General features: G+C 43.5%; 15 protein-coding genes, 3 pseudogenes and 1 riboswitch. Of the genes and pseudogenes, 1 reads left to right on the forward strand and 17 read right to left on the reverse strand.

Going from position 1 to position 16,046, the window contains the following annotated elements; translation table 11 throughout:
* Nucleotides 1-76 precede the first annotated feature (76 nt).
* The 15 genes and pseudogenes from KCTCHS21_RS15800 to KCTCHS21_RS15860 all read right to left on the reverse strand — a co-directional run bounded on the left by KCTCHS21_RS15800 (nt 77) and on the right by KCTCHS21_RS15860 (nt 13,175).
* Complete coding sequence (locus KCTCHS21_RS15800) at nt 77-310, reverse strand: DUF8617 domain-containing protein (protein WP_130610134.1); 234 nt, start codon at nt 308-310, stop codon at nt 77-79.
* 185 nt (nt 311-495) lie between these two features.
* Nucleotides 496-996: a hypothetical protein gene (locus tag KCTCHS21_RS15805; protein WP_197726469.1), complete on the reverse strand. Its 501-nt coding sequence runs from the start codon at nt 994-996 to the stop codon at nt 496-498.
* A gap of 7 nt (nt 997-1,003) precedes the next feature.
* On the reverse strand, nt 1,004-1,399 hold the full coding sequence (locus KCTCHS21_RS15810; RefSeq protein ID WP_130610140.1) for a hypothetical protein: 396 nt from the start codon (nt 1,397-1,399) through the stop codon (nt 1,004-1,006).
* A gap of 11 nt (nt 1,400-1,410) precedes the next feature.
* Entirely contained in the window at nt 1,411-2,064 is a 654-nt protein-coding gene (locus tag KCTCHS21_RS15815) for an RHS repeat domain-containing protein (RefSeq protein WP_157994056.1), read from the reverse strand.
* A gap of 569 nt (nt 2,065-2,633) precedes the next feature.
* Nucleotides 2,634-2,801: a hypothetical protein gene (locus KCTCHS21_RS30715; protein ID WP_162309336.1), complete on the reverse strand. Its 168-nt coding sequence runs from the start codon at nt 2,799-2,801 to the stop codon at nt 2,634-2,636.
* A gap of 31 nt (nt 2,802-2,832) precedes the next feature.
* On the reverse strand, nt 2,833-3,720 hold the full coding sequence (locus tag KCTCHS21_RS15820) for an alpha/beta fold hydrolase (protein ID WP_130610146.1): 888 nt from the start codon (nt 3,718-3,720) through the stop codon (nt 2,833-2,835).
* Nucleotides 3,721-3,996: 276 nt separating this feature from the next.
* A pseudogene (locus KCTCHS21_RS15825) lies at nt 3,997-4,272 on the reverse strand (transposase); the annotation flags it as partial.
* An 80-nt stretch (nt 4,273-4,352) separates the two neighbouring features.
* Nucleotides 4,353-6,716 (reverse strand): MMPL family transporter, encoded by a 2,364-nt coding sequence (locus KCTCHS21_RS15830; protein WP_130610152.1) that lies wholly within the window; start codon nt 6,714-6,716, stop codon nt 4,353-4,355.
* Nucleotides 6,717-6,747: 31 nt separating this feature from the next.
* Complete coding sequence (locus KCTCHS21_RS15835) at nt 6,748-7,362, reverse strand: TetR/AcrR family transcriptional regulator (RefSeq protein ID WP_130610155.1); 615 nt, start codon at nt 7,360-7,362, stop codon at nt 6,748-6,750.
* Nucleotides 7,363-7,758: 396 nt separating this feature from the next.
* The gene (locus tag KCTCHS21_RS15840) at nt 7,759-7,953 is read right to left on the reverse strand and encodes a hypothetical protein (protein WP_130610158.1); all 195 of its coding nucleotides are present in this window, start codon (nt 7,951-7,953) and stop codon (nt 7,759-7,761) included.
* A gap of 620 nt (nt 7,954-8,573) precedes the next feature.
* Entirely contained in the window at nt 8,574-9,185 is a 612-nt protein-coding gene (locus KCTCHS21_RS15845; protein WP_130610160.1) for a hypothetical protein, read from the reverse strand.
* A 217-nt stretch (nt 9,186-9,402) separates the two neighbouring features.
* Nucleotides 9,403-10,287, reverse strand: a complete 885-nt coding sequence (locus KCTCHS21_RS15850) for a phosphotransferase (protein ID WP_130610163.1) — start codon at nt 10,285-10,287, stop codon at nt 9,403-9,405.
* A gap of 156 nt (nt 10,288-10,443) precedes the next feature.
* Nucleotides 10,444-11,163 (reverse strand): IMP cyclohydrolase, encoded by a 720-nt coding sequence (locus KCTCHS21_RS15855; RefSeq protein WP_232057853.1) that lies wholly within the window; start codon nt 11,161-11,163, stop codon nt 10,444-10,446.
* Between the two features lie 50 nt (nt 11,164-11,213).
* Nucleotides 11,214-11,291: riboswitch (ZMP/ZTP riboswitch) on the reverse strand.
* 773 nt (nt 11,292-12,064) lie between these two features.
* Nucleotides 12,065-12,273, reverse strand: a pseudogene (locus KCTCHS21_RS31155) (transposase); the annotation flags it as partial.
* A gap of 326 nt (nt 12,274-12,599) precedes the next feature.
* On the reverse strand, nt 12,600-13,175 hold the full coding sequence (locus KCTCHS21_RS15860; RefSeq protein WP_130610166.1) for a DUF1572 family protein: 576 nt from the start codon (nt 13,173-13,175) through the stop codon (nt 12,600-12,602).
* Nucleotides 13,176-13,558: 383 nt separating this feature from the next.
* Between KCTCHS21_RS15860 and isdG the strand changes: the two are divergent.
* Nucleotides 13,559-13,910 (forward strand): annotated as a pseudogene (isdG, locus tag KCTCHS21_RS15865) (heme oxygenase).
* A gap of 77 nt (nt 13,911-13,987) precedes the next feature.
* On the opposite strand, the gene KCTCHS21_RS15870 reads toward isdG, so the two are convergent.
* Both KCTCHS21_RS15870 and KCTCHS21_RS15875 read right to left on the reverse strand, forming a co-directional pair.
* A complete protein-coding gene (locus tag KCTCHS21_RS15870) occupies nt 13,988-14,626 on the reverse strand; it encodes a TetR/AcrR family transcriptional regulator (protein ID WP_130610169.1) in 639 nt (212 codons plus the stop codon).
* A gap of 59 nt (nt 14,627-14,685) precedes the next feature.
* Nucleotides 14,686-15,831, reverse strand: a complete 1,146-nt coding sequence (locus tag KCTCHS21_RS15875) for a YhgE/Pip domain-containing protein (RefSeq protein WP_130610172.1) — start codon at nt 15,829-15,831, stop codon at nt 14,686-14,688.
* Between the last annotated feature and the right edge of the window lie 215 nt (nt 15,832-16,046).

The following is a 16,046-nucleotide window of genomic DNA, read 5'->3' on the forward strand; positions in this document are numbered from 1 at the left end:
ACTAACTCCGAATAGATGATCGCTGCAAGTAATCCAATAGCTCACATGTGGTGTCGATGAACTTATCAGATACATATTACTTTTCAACGATATAGGTTCTTACAACATCATCACCATCAAATACATGAACTCTGCCACATTCCACACAATGCCAAACATCATGCTTCGGGGGAGGAATATTTAACGGGTCGATGACATTTAAGTTGATGATTTCATCCCATTCCCTGTCGGAATAAACATGTAACTGTACGTCATTGGGGGCTTCTGAATTGGATAGTGTCACTCCACACTTGCAAAGAAATTTAGCCAATGAAGACAACTCCTCTTTACTTCATCAAAATTTCTACTTTGCCAGGCAGTACCTTGTCTTTTTATGTTCCGGCAGCTCTATTCATAACTTTTGAAAAAGGTTCTGCCCTAAATGATTTGAAGAACGGCTTAGGTAGTCCCATAGTCCAATATCCTAAACCCGACTCCCATGAAGAATGAACGCCATTATTGCTCATAAAGAGTGATTGAAAGACCTAATTCCCCCATAAGTCCTTCATTATATTCAACAATAATATTTCTATTTGGAAAAATTTCTTTTGCTCTTCTCGTCCAGTTATATACCAAGATGTCCCCAAACTGTTTCAAAATTTTTTCATTGTCCATAGACTCGCAGGCTTTTTCCAAGAAAAAGTCGCCAAAACTCCAACTATTTACCCATTGTTCAATGTGTTTTTTATTAGCGTTAAATTGCGATTCCAATCCCAATAACTTATCAATTGCTTTTTCCCCTTGAGCCTCGTAGAGATCGGCAATAAATATATAACCATTAACTTCAATAATATTCGGACATAGAACATATGCAACTGAAATAAAATCTTCAATGTAATTACTATTAGCTGAATGGTTAAATAGTGTAACTCCTCTTTGTTCTTTAAACTCATGAAATATCTGTTCGTTTACGATGCTTTGGTATAAATTTATACCATTCATATTATCACCATCCAAATGTATTTTATATAAATTGTGGAACCGCGCCATCTAACTTATATGGCTGGTAGAGCTCTTTTTCAACTGGATTGACGTTGATATTAAACACCTTAACTCTATCACTACTTAAATCATATATTAATTTCCTTTGTCCATCATACACAAAGACATGTTCGCCATTTGCAGTAGTATAGTAGCTATTTGGTGCTCCTGTTACAGGCAGATCACTCCCCGATGAATTTACCTTTACTACTCCATTGTTTTCTAACCCCTTAAATTGAGTAGCGGTTAATTCAGAAGTTTTGGTAGCCCCCCTAATAAATGCATTACCCGCACCATTTGAACTAAAACTATAGTTATTCTGAGCAGATTGAATATTTGCAGCTGCATTTCTCAGTAAATTATAATCTGCGCCAACCATAAAGGCGCCACCTACCATTGCAGGTACACTTGCAATGCATCCCGCTCCGCGGTGAGACAGACTAGTGCTCCTCCACCGCCAATATACGTTCCACCAGCCATCATTGCTCCCGAAACTGCAGAAACTCCTGCGTGGCCAGAGATGTTTCCTCTGTAATAGTCATTGTTGGAACCGCCAAATATTGTTACACCGGCAACATCTAGCGAGGCTGAATCTAATACCCCGGCCGCAAAGTGTGATAATAGCCGATCACCACGAATGTAATTGGCGCCAAGTTGGTTGGATGCGTTGAATGACCCGATGACTTCCCCGTTGTTGTTGTAGACGTAACGGACAACGGCAGATGTTGTCTTCTTGCTTCTGAGGCCATCGACCTGGTAGGCAAAGGTCGTCGTTGCTCCCCCGCGCGTTACACCGGATTGGCGATCCCACTTGTCGAACGTGTTGTCTCCGTCTGCGAATATAGGGGCCGTGTTGCTAGTCGTCGTCATCGACTGCCGATTGCCGCGGACAACGTACGTGTAATCGATAACCGTACCGTTCGGTCGACTCGTTTTCTTCAGTCGATTCAGCTTGTCGTATTGGTAGCCGGTTCTTCCCGTCGCATCGGTAACTGCAGTGATATTGCCGTTGCTGTCATATTCGTAGTCGAACTGCGATAGCACTAGGCTGTTCTTGTAGTTGTAGACGTGCTCCAGCCGATTGACGCTATCGTAAGCATATTCATTTCATGCATATTTATAAAATATAAAGATATTATGGTTTTAAACCATTGTGTATCTTGATCCTTAAGTAGTTGATGCTTCGTGGAGCCTAGTTCGAGCTAATCCTGCTTACAGATTTTGCTAACAGTATGAACGTGTTAGAATCCTCTCTAAACTTGACACTGCCGCTTGGATTTTCGCATATACTTCTGCATTGCTCTTAATGATAAATCGATTGAGCTTGACCACTGGTAAACTAACATTTACATCTGGAATGCTGCCATCTGCTTTCCTACCTTAAAAGGTATTTAATAACATGATTTTAATATTACTGTTACTTACGAACCACCCTTGGTCTACAACTCTCTGCCCTTCAGTTTAATCCATCACATCGGGAATGGGACAATGTTCTTGACTTCCGACAGATGTCTAAAGACATAAATGTTCCAATACTACTCCCCACCCCAAAACAAAATAAACGAGCCACACAGAATAATTGTGTGGCTCGTTTTTGAGAAGAACCGCAGTCTTTATTCTAACTTGAGCAAGATATTGATCTGCAGCTCTTTTGTCTTGTTCATGGCATGCAGCATTGCTAAACGTAAAGGTAAATGTGAAAATTCTTCTGAAGATTTTTTTGCTATTGCCTTTCGATTAATCTCCAAATTCAATGATTCACCAATATCATCCTCAGTCAAAAAAAGCTCAACCAATTTATGCTTGAGCAGATCAATCCCGACTCGCATCGAAAATCTTTTGCGCCAAATACGCCGGTCTTGTGCGCGTATCCGTAAAGTGGTCCCCATCGCCAACGATTAGGCGGAATAAACCGAGTCTTATTGACATATGGGGATTCCAACCGTAGCCCTCCCCTTGAGGCAAAACATTATCTTGGTAGAAATACACATAACTTTTAGGGATTTGTAACGTATAGAAAGCTTTAAGATCCAGATTCTCGAAAAGTGGTTTAGCCGGTTCCGGAGCTACACTTGTATAAAAGAGTTTAGCATCATCGGTGGTGGCTATATTTACGAACAATGCCCGAAATGTATCAAAAGGAAGCATGATTGTATCATCATTTGACATCTTTCTGAGCTCTTCAAAACTTTGTCTCGTTTGGGGCGGTAATTCGTCAGCAAGCGATTCGCCATCTTTTAATACAAACGCATCCCAGAAAACCAAGCGCTTGATACGATCGGGTACCTGTTCTGCAACTTTTTGAATGACTGTTCCACCAAAGCTGTGCCCAACGAGAATAATGTCGAGCAGGTTCAGCTGTTTTATATAATCAACGACTGATTTCGTAATCATTGCATGCGTGACTTTTTTATTTGAATCAGTTCCATGACCTGCGTATTCTGGGGTGTAGACTATGTTCCCTTGACTACGCAGTACTGCAGCTACACCGTCCCAAAAGTGAGCATCTGCCCAGGAACCATGCACAAGTACGAAGGTTAGCCGCTGAGGTGCCATTAGGCGATAGCTTCCTCCATAATCTTGAGGATAATTCCACCAAACCCATCCCGGTTCGGAATAAGGGTTATAATACTGTCCCTGTGGTACGAACGGATAATTAGGATTTGGGATTTGATAATTCCCAGAAGAATAAGGATGCACGAACAACTTCCTCTCTTAGACGACATGATATAACTTATGCCTAACGCGTTTTAAAGATTCACCTTCCAAAGTGCAAGCTATTCTCCCGAGAAAACAGTTGACGTTCAAATAGCCGATCTTCGCCTCCGAAAATAGTTGGCGAACAGCTTCCGCTCCCGGATGAACGGGCCCGCTACTCTATTTCCTCCAGCATCTACTGTCTCACCTAATGCTAGCTCTGTGTCATTGCACCGGACAAGCCATCTTAAAACTTGCAGACCAATTTTATTGGCACTTCTTTAATTGCTCATCCGGAATATGACGAATAAGCCGTGAAATAAACTCTTCCACGGTTAGTTGTTCTTCTTTATCCCTATCATCCGTTTTATCGTGGTACCGAAATACGACTTGTTCCCAAGATCCAAACGTATGTAAACCGGCAATGACTCCTTGTATCACTTTATGTTTCTTCTCAAAATGCTCCTTCTGCATCTCTCGGTTCTTCAGGAAAACCTCACGCAGTCCTTCTTCGATTGTGAAGATCATAGGGCGGTGATTAACTTGGAACACATTTTATACTTTATATGTTAAAACAAACGCCGCGACGGTTTTGCCTGCGAAAGCAGACATACCGCGACGGCGTTTTCTTTTGATCAGTTCTCTTGTTTCGAGGCAACCGCATCCTGGGCGTTGAGCTGGGCGATCAGTTTGTCGCCTTCGACGTCCAGGTTCGGCAGGATACGGTCCAGCCATTTGGGCAGTGCCCACGCCTTGTCTCCGAAGAGTGCCATGACGGCGGGGACAAGCGCCATCCGCACCAGGAACGCATCGATCAGGATGCCGATGGCCAGTGCAAAGCCGATTTGTTTGATCATAATGTCGTGAGTGAAAATAAACCCTGCAAAAACGGACACCATGATGATGGCGGCAGCCACGACAACACGGCTGGATTGGTCGTAGCCGTGAATCACACTATTCACGCCCCGGTGTCCATGGACGTGCGCCTCGCGCATGGACGAAACGAGGAACACCTGGTAGTCCATAGCCAGACCGTACAGGATCCCGGTTGCCAGGATTGGCATGAAGCTCATGATGGGTCCGCCGGTGTCGAACCCGAACAGATTGCTCAACCAGCCCCATTGAAATACGGCAGTGGAAATGCCATACGTCGCCAGAATGCTGAGCAGGAATCCTACCGTCGCTTTAATCGGCACAAGAATCGAGCGGAAAACGAGCAGCAGAATGATGAGTGATAGGATGACAATGATAACGATATAGATCGGGAACACTTCCGCTAGCTTGGATGACATATCGATGTTGATCGCCGTGAACCCCGTCACTCCAAGTGTTACATCGTAGGTTTTGGCAATTGTCGAATCGGCAGCGCGCAAATCCTGCACGAGATCCCGGGTCGCCGTGTCTGTCGGGCCTGTCTTCGGAATGAGGCTCAGAATGGCTATGTTTCCTTCCTGGTTCAACCCGAGCGGTGAGACGACTGACACATCCTGCACCTTCTGAATATCCTGAACGAGACCACCCAACATTTCCGGCGAAATGGTACCCGTAGGATTCTTCGGTTCCGCGACAATCAGCAACGGCCCGTTGAAGCCTTCCCCAAAGCCCTTGGATATCGCGTCATAGCTTTGGCGTTGAGGCGTATCCAGATTCGCGGTCGATCCGTTAGGCATGCCCATTCGCATTTCGGTGGCCGGAATCGCCGCGAAACCGAGAATGACAATCACGCCCAGGATAACCAGCCAGCGGTATTTGACGACGCCTTTGACATAGCGGTCAGCGACTCCGTGCTTGTCAGCCGACTTGGAACGGATTTTCTCGCGCGCTTTGCTGGAGCAGATGCGTTCCCCCATCAGACCAAGCAGCGCTGGCAGCAGCGTGAGCGCGATGAGCACATTGAGGAACACGGTCACCGAAGCAACGAGTGCCATCAAGCTCAGGAACGAAATTTCGATAATGAGTAAGCCGCATAGAGCGATGATAACCGTCAACCCGGCGAAAAATACCGCGCTTCCGGCGGTGCCGACCGCTCGGGCAGCCGCTTCGCGAGCCGACAGTCCCTGATCCAGAATAAGGCGGCGCTGGCGGTTGACAATAAAGAGCGCATAGTCGATACCAACGGCCAGACCGATCATCAGCGCCAGTACCGGCGTAATTGAGCTCATGGTGACGAAGCTTGAGATTGCGAATGCGCCTCCGACCCCGATCGCCACGCCGAACAACGCGACGACCAGCGGCAGACCGGCCGCAACGATGGAGCCCAACGTAACGACGAGTACAATGGCAGCTATGACTAAGCCGTAGATTTCGTTGGTGCCGACCGGGATGTCGACGACATTTAGAGAATCGCTCGGCAGCACGGCAATGCCGGGATCTTTCTCGACGTCCTTAACCGCTTCGACTACGGAATCCGTGACACCCTTCGGCAAGGAAGTTTGCATGACGGTAAACTGGAATTGAAACAGGGCGACGCTACCGTCGGTGGCGATCAGTACGCCCGGCACCGGCACGTTGTCGATCATCAGCGGCATGTAAGGCGGCATTTCGGCGGGCGCCGATTCCGGTGAGGCTTGCTCGGCTTTCCCGCTTTGAGCGCCTTCAGTTTGTGTCGCCGCTTGTGCGGCCTGGTCGCCATCCGCGGAAACTCCGCCTTGGGCGGCAGCGGCTACCAGCTCGGCGGGATTAATCACATATTCCAGCGCATAGACTTTGTTGATCGCTTCGGTGATTTTCGCCAGACGCTCTGGCGTATCGAGGCGCTCACCTTGCGCAGCGGCGAATACGACGCTCGCTTGGCCGCCAGCCGCTTGCGGCAGCTCCTGCACCAGCTTGTCGAGAACCTTTTGAGATTCGGTGCCCTCCAGCTTCATCTCCGAGCTGATGTTAAGCCCGTTGACGCCAATCATCGCTACGACGATGCCCAGGATCACAATCCAGCTTGAAATGATGGCCCAGGGCTTGTCGTAGGCAGCTTTACCTATTTTGTACAGAAACGTTGACATGGCAGTATGGCACTCCTTTTTTAATCTAATATCAGAAGCCGTTACGCAAATAGTCGAAGATTGTATCCAAATATTCGCCGAAGGTAACTACTTCCGGTGTTTCCTTGGGAGAATCGCCGGGCAGCAGGATCTGGAGACTTCCGTCGATGACGGGGAGGATCGCTCCGTATACTGCGCCAATGAGCAAGTGGCTGTATCCTACCGAAAAACGTCCTTGAAAATGAAAGCTGATCGTCTCGCGGGCCGCCGTTTGCAGCCGACGGAAGGTGCTGAGAATATACGGATCCAACGTGGGATATCGTATGGATAACGACATCAGGTCGCGCATTCTCCGGAACAGATCCGCGGTGAACTGCGCCTTCAGCCAGTGGTGTAGCACATCCAGCGGTGTGGCGCCCTCGGGTAATTCCGTAATCATTTCTTCCGCGCCGGCCATATCGTCGGAAGGGAAGGCAGCCATCGCGACGGCTTCCTCCTTGCACGTAAAGTGATTGGCAAACGTCCTGCGGGAATAACCGGCGCGCTGGGCGATTTCGTCCACGACAAAGCCGTCCAGTCCGCGTTCGAGCGCTAGCTGAAATGCCGCCTCTGACAGGGCGTGGGCTGTCGCCTCCTTTTTGATATAGCGCAGACTGTGCTTCTCCACGGATTTTTACACCTCGCTCTCATTCGTCTGATTGGGATGACAATAACTTAACATATGGTTGCCCAAAGTGCAATTATACTCAAAGTGCATTAATGCCTAAAGTGCAGATTTGTGGAGAAATTGTGACGCAGTTTTGTCCGAAGCGCGGCTTTCCTGTGTAGGTGATTAGATTAAATCGGCGTACGTAGGAGAAACCGATAATATCCTCGATCGGTGCATCCAGACGCGGATAACTTTGTTTTGTTGGTAATGAGATGGTGATTATTCCCCGAACATCCCCTCTCTCCATCTCATTCGTGACGTTTATGCCCTTGTTCCGATATGTACTAGAATTCAGAAACCAATAAGTCAGAGTGAAGATACTGAATCATTTCGAGGGAGCGTAACGATAATTATTCATTTTAGATCGTGTACTTGAACCGTAATACTATCAAAAAATTTATTACCGAAATAAGCATCTAATCTCCAAAAACCAGGTGAAGGTAATGACATTTGTAAAGGAGTGTGTCCGTCAGCTCCATTATTAGGTCCACCTAATTCTAAGGCTTCAATTACAGTGGTTTTTTCTTCTGATTCTTTGCTAATACCCATTAGTTTTAATGAACCTTTAGTTCTTCAGGTTTCCCCCAAAAGTGCCACATATATTTTTGTTTTTTATTCGGGTAAAAACGGTCTACTTCACCATCATCATAATTACAATTTTAGGATAAATCAGCCCAACTAATCCCTTTTCAAGTATTTTCTTAAAATTACCATTTACGGATTCTTACAGTATGCTTTTTATTTTTAAACTAACCCGCCCAGCTCAACGAGGCTACCGATCCATGTCGGCAGCCTCGTTCTGGTTGTTTATTGAGCTATTGTTCCCCTTCAGCTTAATAGCTTGAACAATTTATTGTAAATTAACTCTGATAATGCTCTTTATTATGTTGATATCCATAACTCCCGCAGAATACGGTTCCAATTCTTCAATCTCGATGAAGTCTTGTCCATCAGGGCTCCAATCAAGGATGTATCCAAATATACTGCTCCAGACGTCGTTATAATTCTTACCTTTTTTCTGAAGAAAACTTCAATTTTATTTCTCTCCAAGCTTAACGTCACCTCTTTTAAAAGGATACAGGCAAGTAAACTATTGCACTAAACTGCCTTTTCCCGATGATTATTGTGGTATAGTTCCTCGTTAGCATAGCTCTTGAACATTCTATATTTCACTTTCCTCCAACATGAAATACACCAATTACGGTTTCACCATCAACGTCATACAGCGGAATATCACGACCACCTGGTGATCTACTGTTCTGTATCGCAATGGCTTCCTCGGGTGATTTTGGTTGCTCACCGTCTATGTCTTTTTTCAGCACATATCCTTGTGTGCCATCCAAACCTATAGCATTGATTAATTCAGGTTCCGTTTCTGGAGACGTAGCATTTGCGACAGAACCGTATGTCTGTCCGTTTTTATTTTTAGGATAGTCCATATTCTTAGCGCCAATATGAAAAGAACCAATTATGGTTTTCCCATCAGCATCATACAATTGGACATCACGACCAAGTTCACCGAGATAATCTTTTTTCAGCACATATCCTGCAAGACCATTAACACTTCCTACATGGATTAAGTCAGGTAGCATTTCAACGGGAGTGGCTTCTTCAGCAGAACCGTATGTCTGCCCAATTTCATTTTCGGGATAGTTAGGAGGATTTGTGGGGCTCTGATTAATTGCGCTTTTAGCAAAAGTGCTTTGGAACGCCACTGCACCTGCCACTACACAAACGAAAAAAATCATACCAATCAATATTCTAGTGTTTATAGAATTCATCCTCACATTTGTTCACTCCCTAAAAGTTTCTCACTCTTCACTCTATAGCCGTTATCCTTTTCACTTCTTATACGACACCAAATAATGGAAAGTTGCGCTAAACTGCCAGTTAGCTCAACGAGGCTACCGATCCATGTCGGTAGCCTCGTTCTGGTTGTTTATTGAGCTATAGTTCCCCTTTAGTTGAATAAAACGAGAGTACCACAAGAATGATCAATTAAAATAACTTAGGGTGATTTAACCATTCGTCCCAATCTACGCTACCTTGAACTCTTAGTAAACGATAAAAGAAGCGATATGGGACTCTATACAACTCCAAATCAGGTAGAGATAAATGTTTATGATAAGCATTTTTAAATATATCCGCGGAATGCTTATTCATTAAATATTCCAGACCAATGAAATCTAATTCCCTTGGACCTAATACATACACTTCTGTGTCAACGAGACCTGTGATTACTTCACTATTAGTAATAAATTGTGAAGGGTCCATATCGACTAGAACAAATGACGAGTGAGTTGGAGTAGGTAAAGCCTTAAGCATATCTATCATTTTAGGGAGTAACTTTTGTGCTTGTATGTCATTTTTGTAATAAATTCTAGCCAACTCACTTATGGTAGCAATTAACTCATCATGGAAATTCTTTATAGGTGTTCTGAACCTACCTGAAGCTGTTCCTACATAATCGGATTTATATTTATGTATACTTGCTATTCCCTCGCCTAAACTTTCAATTAATGATTGTGGCTGATCGTCAAAAGAACGACAAACTCCCCCTTCTAGTTTTTCTACAACAACAAATTGTCTTTCGTTCATGCTTCCTTTTCTTATTACTTTAGGAATAGGAATAGTGCTGAACTTTCTCAAGGTGTTATTAATATACTCCATCTCATGGACATTTCTTGGGTCAACCCCGAACAACTTATTACATCCATACCAAAAGTCATTATTAGGTCTCTCTAACATTCTTGTTGTTCGGACAACAACCTCTTCATTCTCTGTTTTTACAAGCCACACATCACTTGCATGATCATCGTATCCAGGGCTTAATTCTGATTGTTGAGTTATTGGGTCCTTAAATAAAAACTGTAAGTTCTCCAAAATAAACTACACCTCAAATGAGATTCTGGTTTTCAAAAATCTTCGTAAATTCTATTCACTCATTGTAGTATTCAAGGAATAACTAAACTATCCTCCCTGTTAGCGCAACGAGACTGCCGATCCTTGCCGACAGCCTCGTTCTAGTTGCTTATTGAGCTATAGTGTCCCGTTAGTTGAATGCTTATTTCGAATTTGGAATTGAATATCTTGATTTGAAACATTAATAAACTTTACCAACAATGCGATTTTGTTTTCAGCATTGATACGTTCCCAGTAAAAGTCTGCTATTTCATTATTTGAATCGAATAGTGGTACTTCGAAAGGATCACCTTCAAATGGCTTTAGTACACCATTCTGCTCAGAGTTATACGTGTGAATGCAGTGACCAATGCCACTCTTAAACTTGCTGTATTGATAACTATTACGTAAGCAAACTGAAGGGTCGTTTTCATGTGTTTTTAAAATCGACAAACTGTACTGTTTAAGGTCTGTGTTAATCACGGCTGAAATTCTCGGTGTAAAGTGTGGAGCGTCAGGTTCAAACTCTCGAAGCATTAACGATTGTTCGAAGGTCCGGTTATGCTGCAACCCATCATAGATAGTATCAGTTTGATCACCATTCGAGACAATGTGCACGTTCTCCCAATGTCGAATAGGATAATAAATAATTAGTGATGGATCTTCCATTTGTGCGGGATCAAGTGCTTTGTTCTTTACGCTCCATCCATCCAGTTCAAAGACGCGGTTGCGGCTGTTCGTGCTTCTCCCCATAATCCAATACACCTGTACATAATGCGACCCGGAAGGAGTCATTCCTACGATAAGCGTTCTTCCGGGATATGGATTTTCAAACAAATCTTGTTGAACTGTTTTCACTGCTCTTGCTCCTCTCGAGTAAACATAAAGAGGTAAGGGGAAATTCCCCTTACCTCTGCCCAGGCGTACGGCTCCAACTTATATGCTTCCTCATGGATCCCCATGCTTCGCCAGTCACATATAAGTTCTAAATTACTTCCTATAATAGCAATTACTGCTAGTAAAATCAATTATGACCATGGCTTAAACAACACCAAAGGCTACAATGCTCTACTGCCCGATAGCTGAACAGTTACTGTAATTACAAAGCTAGTACGTATCGGTTCAATTTACTTAAATCTAGTTACCTTAACAGTATTCATGCCAACAAAACGATAACAAGCAATTCGAAGAGCACTAAAGTAAGAATCGCCGCCTCACTAGGACCAAAGAAGGCACGTTGTCCTGATGGTTGTGAAACCCTTATACAAACGTGTCTACTATCGACATGTACAATTACACCTTCGTAGGTATTACCGTCTAGGGTCTGAACATGTACTCGTTGATTTAAATGCGTGCTGGATATTTGATATACACGATCCCGAATTGACCTTAAAGTAGTAACTACGTTAGGGTCCGCGTGGTACAGAACTCGTTCTTGAGTTGCTGGATATTGATAACTCATCACATAACCTCCGCAGATCTGAAATATCACTCTTTTTCACACTATGCAGTTGCCTAGATTTAGGTTCGTTCTTCGCTTTTTACTTTTACACTGACAAATATCCGCTAATATAAATTTTCCCCATAAAACCCGGCTTGAGCCTTCGGCAGCCTGATGACATGATGCTATATATCCGTTACATCAACTTAAGTATCCCCCCCTCATGATCTGCCATGAAGGGGCTCTTTTAATTCTGTACCAATTCTTTCCTCGATAAAAAAAGCCTGCAGAGCGTAATGAAATGCACCCCTTAGAATTGAGAGCCTCTATCATATAGCCATATACGTTAAAGCGATCGGCGATTCGAAAAGCCTTTGGAAAACATTCGCTGATCCATGTGTGATAAGTCCATCACAACTGTACAAGGTGTCAGCACAGGAATCCGGATGGTGCTCGGCATATGCACGTAAATCCACAAGCTTTCGTCCGGGTAATAGATCGAGCATCATCTCCCCTTTCAGGTCATATCACACTGCGAACACTGCATTCGAACAGCTGGAATCAAAAGATAGACTTTCTTTTAGAAATCCGGAAGATACCTAACGGAATGTGAGTTATTGCTTCCTTTCGAATGACAGATTCAATGCAAGGAATTAAACTGGACAACACTTAAAAAGTACGTGTATTCAAACAAGGAAGCAACAAAAAGCAACTAATTACTCTCAGTTGCTTTTTGTTGCTTTGAGCTATAGGATTGTACCTTTGGTCTACTCTGTAATGCCACCGAACGGCACAATTAGCTTTTTGTACACACAAATATTTGAAGTGATTATTGGCAAGTACCGTTAATAATTTATTTCGATTTGTTCAGTTCTTCATCTATAAAATTTTTTATAGCTCTTTCTTTTGAGAATTTATCGTTATTATATTGTTTAGAGCCATTCTTTGGAACAGATAGGCTTTTCCAGCTACTCTTATTTAACATTTTTGCAGCATAAACAATCTGTCCGACGTGATATGGATAATGTGCTAACTGTCTATTAATGGCCTCAATAATTGTATGTCCTTCATTGCGAATATACACAATTTGTAATAATTGATCAGTTGTAATGGAATCTATTGCATTCAGTAGACATGTCCAGCCTTCGTCCCATTTCTTTAAAAGCTCATCTTTCGTTTCAATATCATTCTCAAATTCCGAATCTCTATCTCTCCAAGACTTTTCTCCGTCACTGATTAAAAAATCTGTCCACCTTGAAAGCATATTTCCCCACAAGTGTTTTACTATAGTTGCGATGCTATTAGAATCGTCATTAAAAGTCTCAAATAACTGTTCTGAATCGACTTGATTAATAGCTGCTTCTCCTAATGTTTTGTAGTAAAGAAATTGTTTTTTTGCACTTTCCAAATACATTTGTTCAGTATTCATGTCTAACCCCCTAATTTTCCAATCACAATCCACTAAATTTTCTTGATCTTATACGATTACTTCTTTATGATCTAGCATAATCTATTTAGCCATTTCTATTAATCCCCTTCTTTTCCAAAATGACATCAATTTTAGATACTTTAATATTCCTAAGTTAATATCCCTTTTATTCATCACTGTATTAAACTCATTTAATACTTGTTTCCCATATTTACACCAAGTCCCTATTGCGCTTGCAAAAAGATTTCGAGGACAGTCCTATGATTTGCTCGTCAGCTACACGACCCTTACGGCAGGTATATGAAATTGAAGCGAAGGCCAGCTTTGAGTACAATTACCCTGTTATTATTCCTATACCTAAAAATTATGAGGAGGATGCAACGATGATTATTGTTACGAACAGATCTAATATAAGGGAACGGCAACGGCGATAAGCTTATCGAGCGTTTCGACAGAATTGGCTAAGTAGAGGGCATGGAAGGTTTTTTAGGCTTAGAGGTTTTGCTCAAGCAAAATACAGCGGAATATGATGAGGTTTCGGTCGTTACTAACTGGAATTCAATGGATGATATCCAAGCGTGGACTAGAAGCTAAGCGTTCCGCGAGTTCCATTCCCATCGCAAGACGCCGGATTATTTCATTTCCAACAAGATCTTGTTCCAAGAGGTCACAATCAAACGCAATCCGCTTCCTCCTGTGCAGGCAGAAGTGATCGCAGAAGCAAAGGATCAATAGTTTCTCCAATGCAAAAACAAGCAGAAGACGGTTGCCCCCATCGTCTGCCTGTTTTGTTACCTCACGCACAGTATCCATTAAAGCCTATTCAGCTTATATTGCAGTCCGCCCAATATGAATACGGTCATATCCTCAATCATATCTTCCATTGGCGGTTGCGTGTTTTCAAACAAGGTAGACCAGTATTTCGTATGCCTATGGAACAATAATGTACCTACGATCGACATTAAAGCCGTATCCAAGGAATGGAACTGGAATATCCCCTGCTCTCTCCCTTGCTCGAGCCAACTCCGCAGTCGCAGCCAGATCGGCATGACATGCTGGCGAATTTTCTGAATGCGTTCAGTATCCATAATGATTTCCTGCTGAATGATCCCAATTAGCTGGTAATCGTTGTAACGAAATTTGGTCACTTCGCTCACTATGAGCCTAACTCCCCCAGCAGGATCCAAAGTCGGATCTATTTTGGACAACTGATCGTTAGGAAAGAAATGATCGAATAATGCTCCAAACATATTTTCTTTCCCGCCAAAATGGTAGGAGACAAGGGCGATGTTAACGCCAGCTTCCTCGCATATCTGCCTAACGGTTGTTTTTTCGAATCCGTACTGGGCGAACAGCTTCTTGGCTGCTAACAAGATTCTTATTTTTATATCCGTGTCTCCTAATGTCATAACGATCCCCCATAGAAGCATATTTCTTATATTTTCATTCATACTAGCATAAACTGCAAGAAACTTGGCTAAATTATCGTCTTTGACCTGCTACGGCAACACTAGGCTGCTGCTGATGCAGTGCCGGCTGTATCTTTCTTAACTGCTACAGCCAATATGCTGATTGCAATGGCAATGACTGCGATAATGACAAGCTTATAGGCATCAGAATTAGCAGCCGGACCTCCGAATAAAATATTCATCGTACCTTCTACCGCATAGGTTGCAGGAAGGGCATCGCCAAGATTGATAAAGAAGTTTGACAGCAGCTCGCGCGGAACGATTGCACCCGAAGTAACCAGCTGCGCAGATAACAAAATAATATTAAACAGCATGCCTGCCATTCCGAACAGGTATAAGAAGAGCTGGGATACAAATATGAAAGTGAGCATGAACAGCAATTGGAATAACCAGATATGAAGGAATCCGCCGGCCATTTGACCGCCAAAAGACGCAAGCAGCGTTGAGCCGACAAGCGAGACGACTACCGCGGCAATTCCATTGAGTACGCTTCTTGCACCGAAACGGCGCCATCTGCTAACCGTACCACTTATAGCCAAGTACGACTGTTCAAAGTTCATCCCCATAATCATCGCACCAACGTATGATGCAAGCACCATCATCATTGGAACCATCTGATTGTTCATGCCTTTAACCACGTTCGTGGAATGGATATCTGACGTCACTCGCTGTGACAAGCTTTGCGCTGCAGCGGCAGCCTGATCGGCAGGAAGGTTCATATTGCCAAGCACGGTTTGGATGCCACCTGCAATTGCCTGCCCGTTCACTTGCGCCGTAATTTGCGCTGCTGCGCCGCTCATGATGCTTTTGATAAGTGCCGGATTGGACTCATTAATAAGATATTGAATAGAAGCGGTCCCGTCTGCAGCTGTTGCTTTCTGAGTAAAATCGGCTGGTACCACGACGACCATTTGAATGTCGCGCCCATCAAGCTGCTGCTTAGCCTCAGCAACGCTGTCAATTTTCCGCATATCGAAAGGTAAGTTTTGTAGCAAGCCAGCCGTAATTTGTTGCCCCATTTGCTGATCCTCGTTGACAACGGCAATTTTCAATTGGTCTATACGATCTGTAACCCCGTTGTAGCCTGTCATCCAAATGACCGAGAAAATAACCTGGAACATTATTGCCGTAATTAAACCAACCCAAGTCGTTGGGCGTTTCATAAAAGCTTGTATTGCGTTTTTCATTTCTAATAACTCCTTTTCTCTAATTAAACAACCGTTTGAAACAATTGTTTAAATAATAGACAGGAATGTATCTTTTGTCAACAAAAAAGGCTCAATATATGAATTAGTGGTTGAACTTTTTAGCACGGCAGGCGGAGTCGATTGCATTCAATTAAAATACCAGCTTTGTAGCATTCTCGATTACGTTTGAAATAGTGTCGGCGCTGGTAAGCCTT

Origin of the sequence: Cohnella abietis, from assembly GCF_004295585.1 — a bacterium.
GTDB classification, from domain to species: Bacteria; Bacillota; Bacilli; order Paenibacillales; family Paenibacillaceae; genus Cohnella; species Cohnella abietis.

Excerpts from the sequence above, each read along its gene's own strand:
- KCTCHS21_RS15810 (WP_130610140.1), bottom strand. The coding sequence starts at position 1,399 with ATGGTTGGCGCAGATTATAATTTACTGAGAAATGCAGCTGCAAATATT.
- KCTCHS21_RS15830 (WP_130610152.1), bottom strand. The coding sequence starts at position 6,716 with ATGTCAACGTTTCTGTACAAAATAGGTAAAGCTGCCTACGACAAGCCC.
- KCTCHS21_RS15840 (WP_130610158.1), bottom strand. The coding sequence starts at position 7,953 with ATGGGTATTAGCAAAGAATCAGAAGAAAAAACCACTGTAATTGAAGCC.
- KCTCHS21_RS15845 (WP_130610160.1), bottom strand. The coding sequence starts at position 9,185 with ATGAATTCTATAAACACTAGAATATTGATTGGTATGATTTTTTTCGTT.
- KCTCHS21_RS15860 (WP_130610166.1), bottom strand. The coding sequence starts at position 13,175 with ATGAATACTGAACAAATGTATTTGGAAAGTGCAAAAAAACAATTTCTT.
- KCTCHS21_RS15870 (WP_130610169.1), bottom strand. The coding sequence starts at position 14,626 with ATGAATGAAAATATAAGAAATATGCTTCTATGGGGGATCGTTATGACA.
- KCTCHS21_RS15875 (WP_130610172.1), bottom strand. The coding sequence starts at position 15,831 with ATGAAAAACGCAATACAAGCTTTTATGAAACGCCCAACGACTTGGGTT.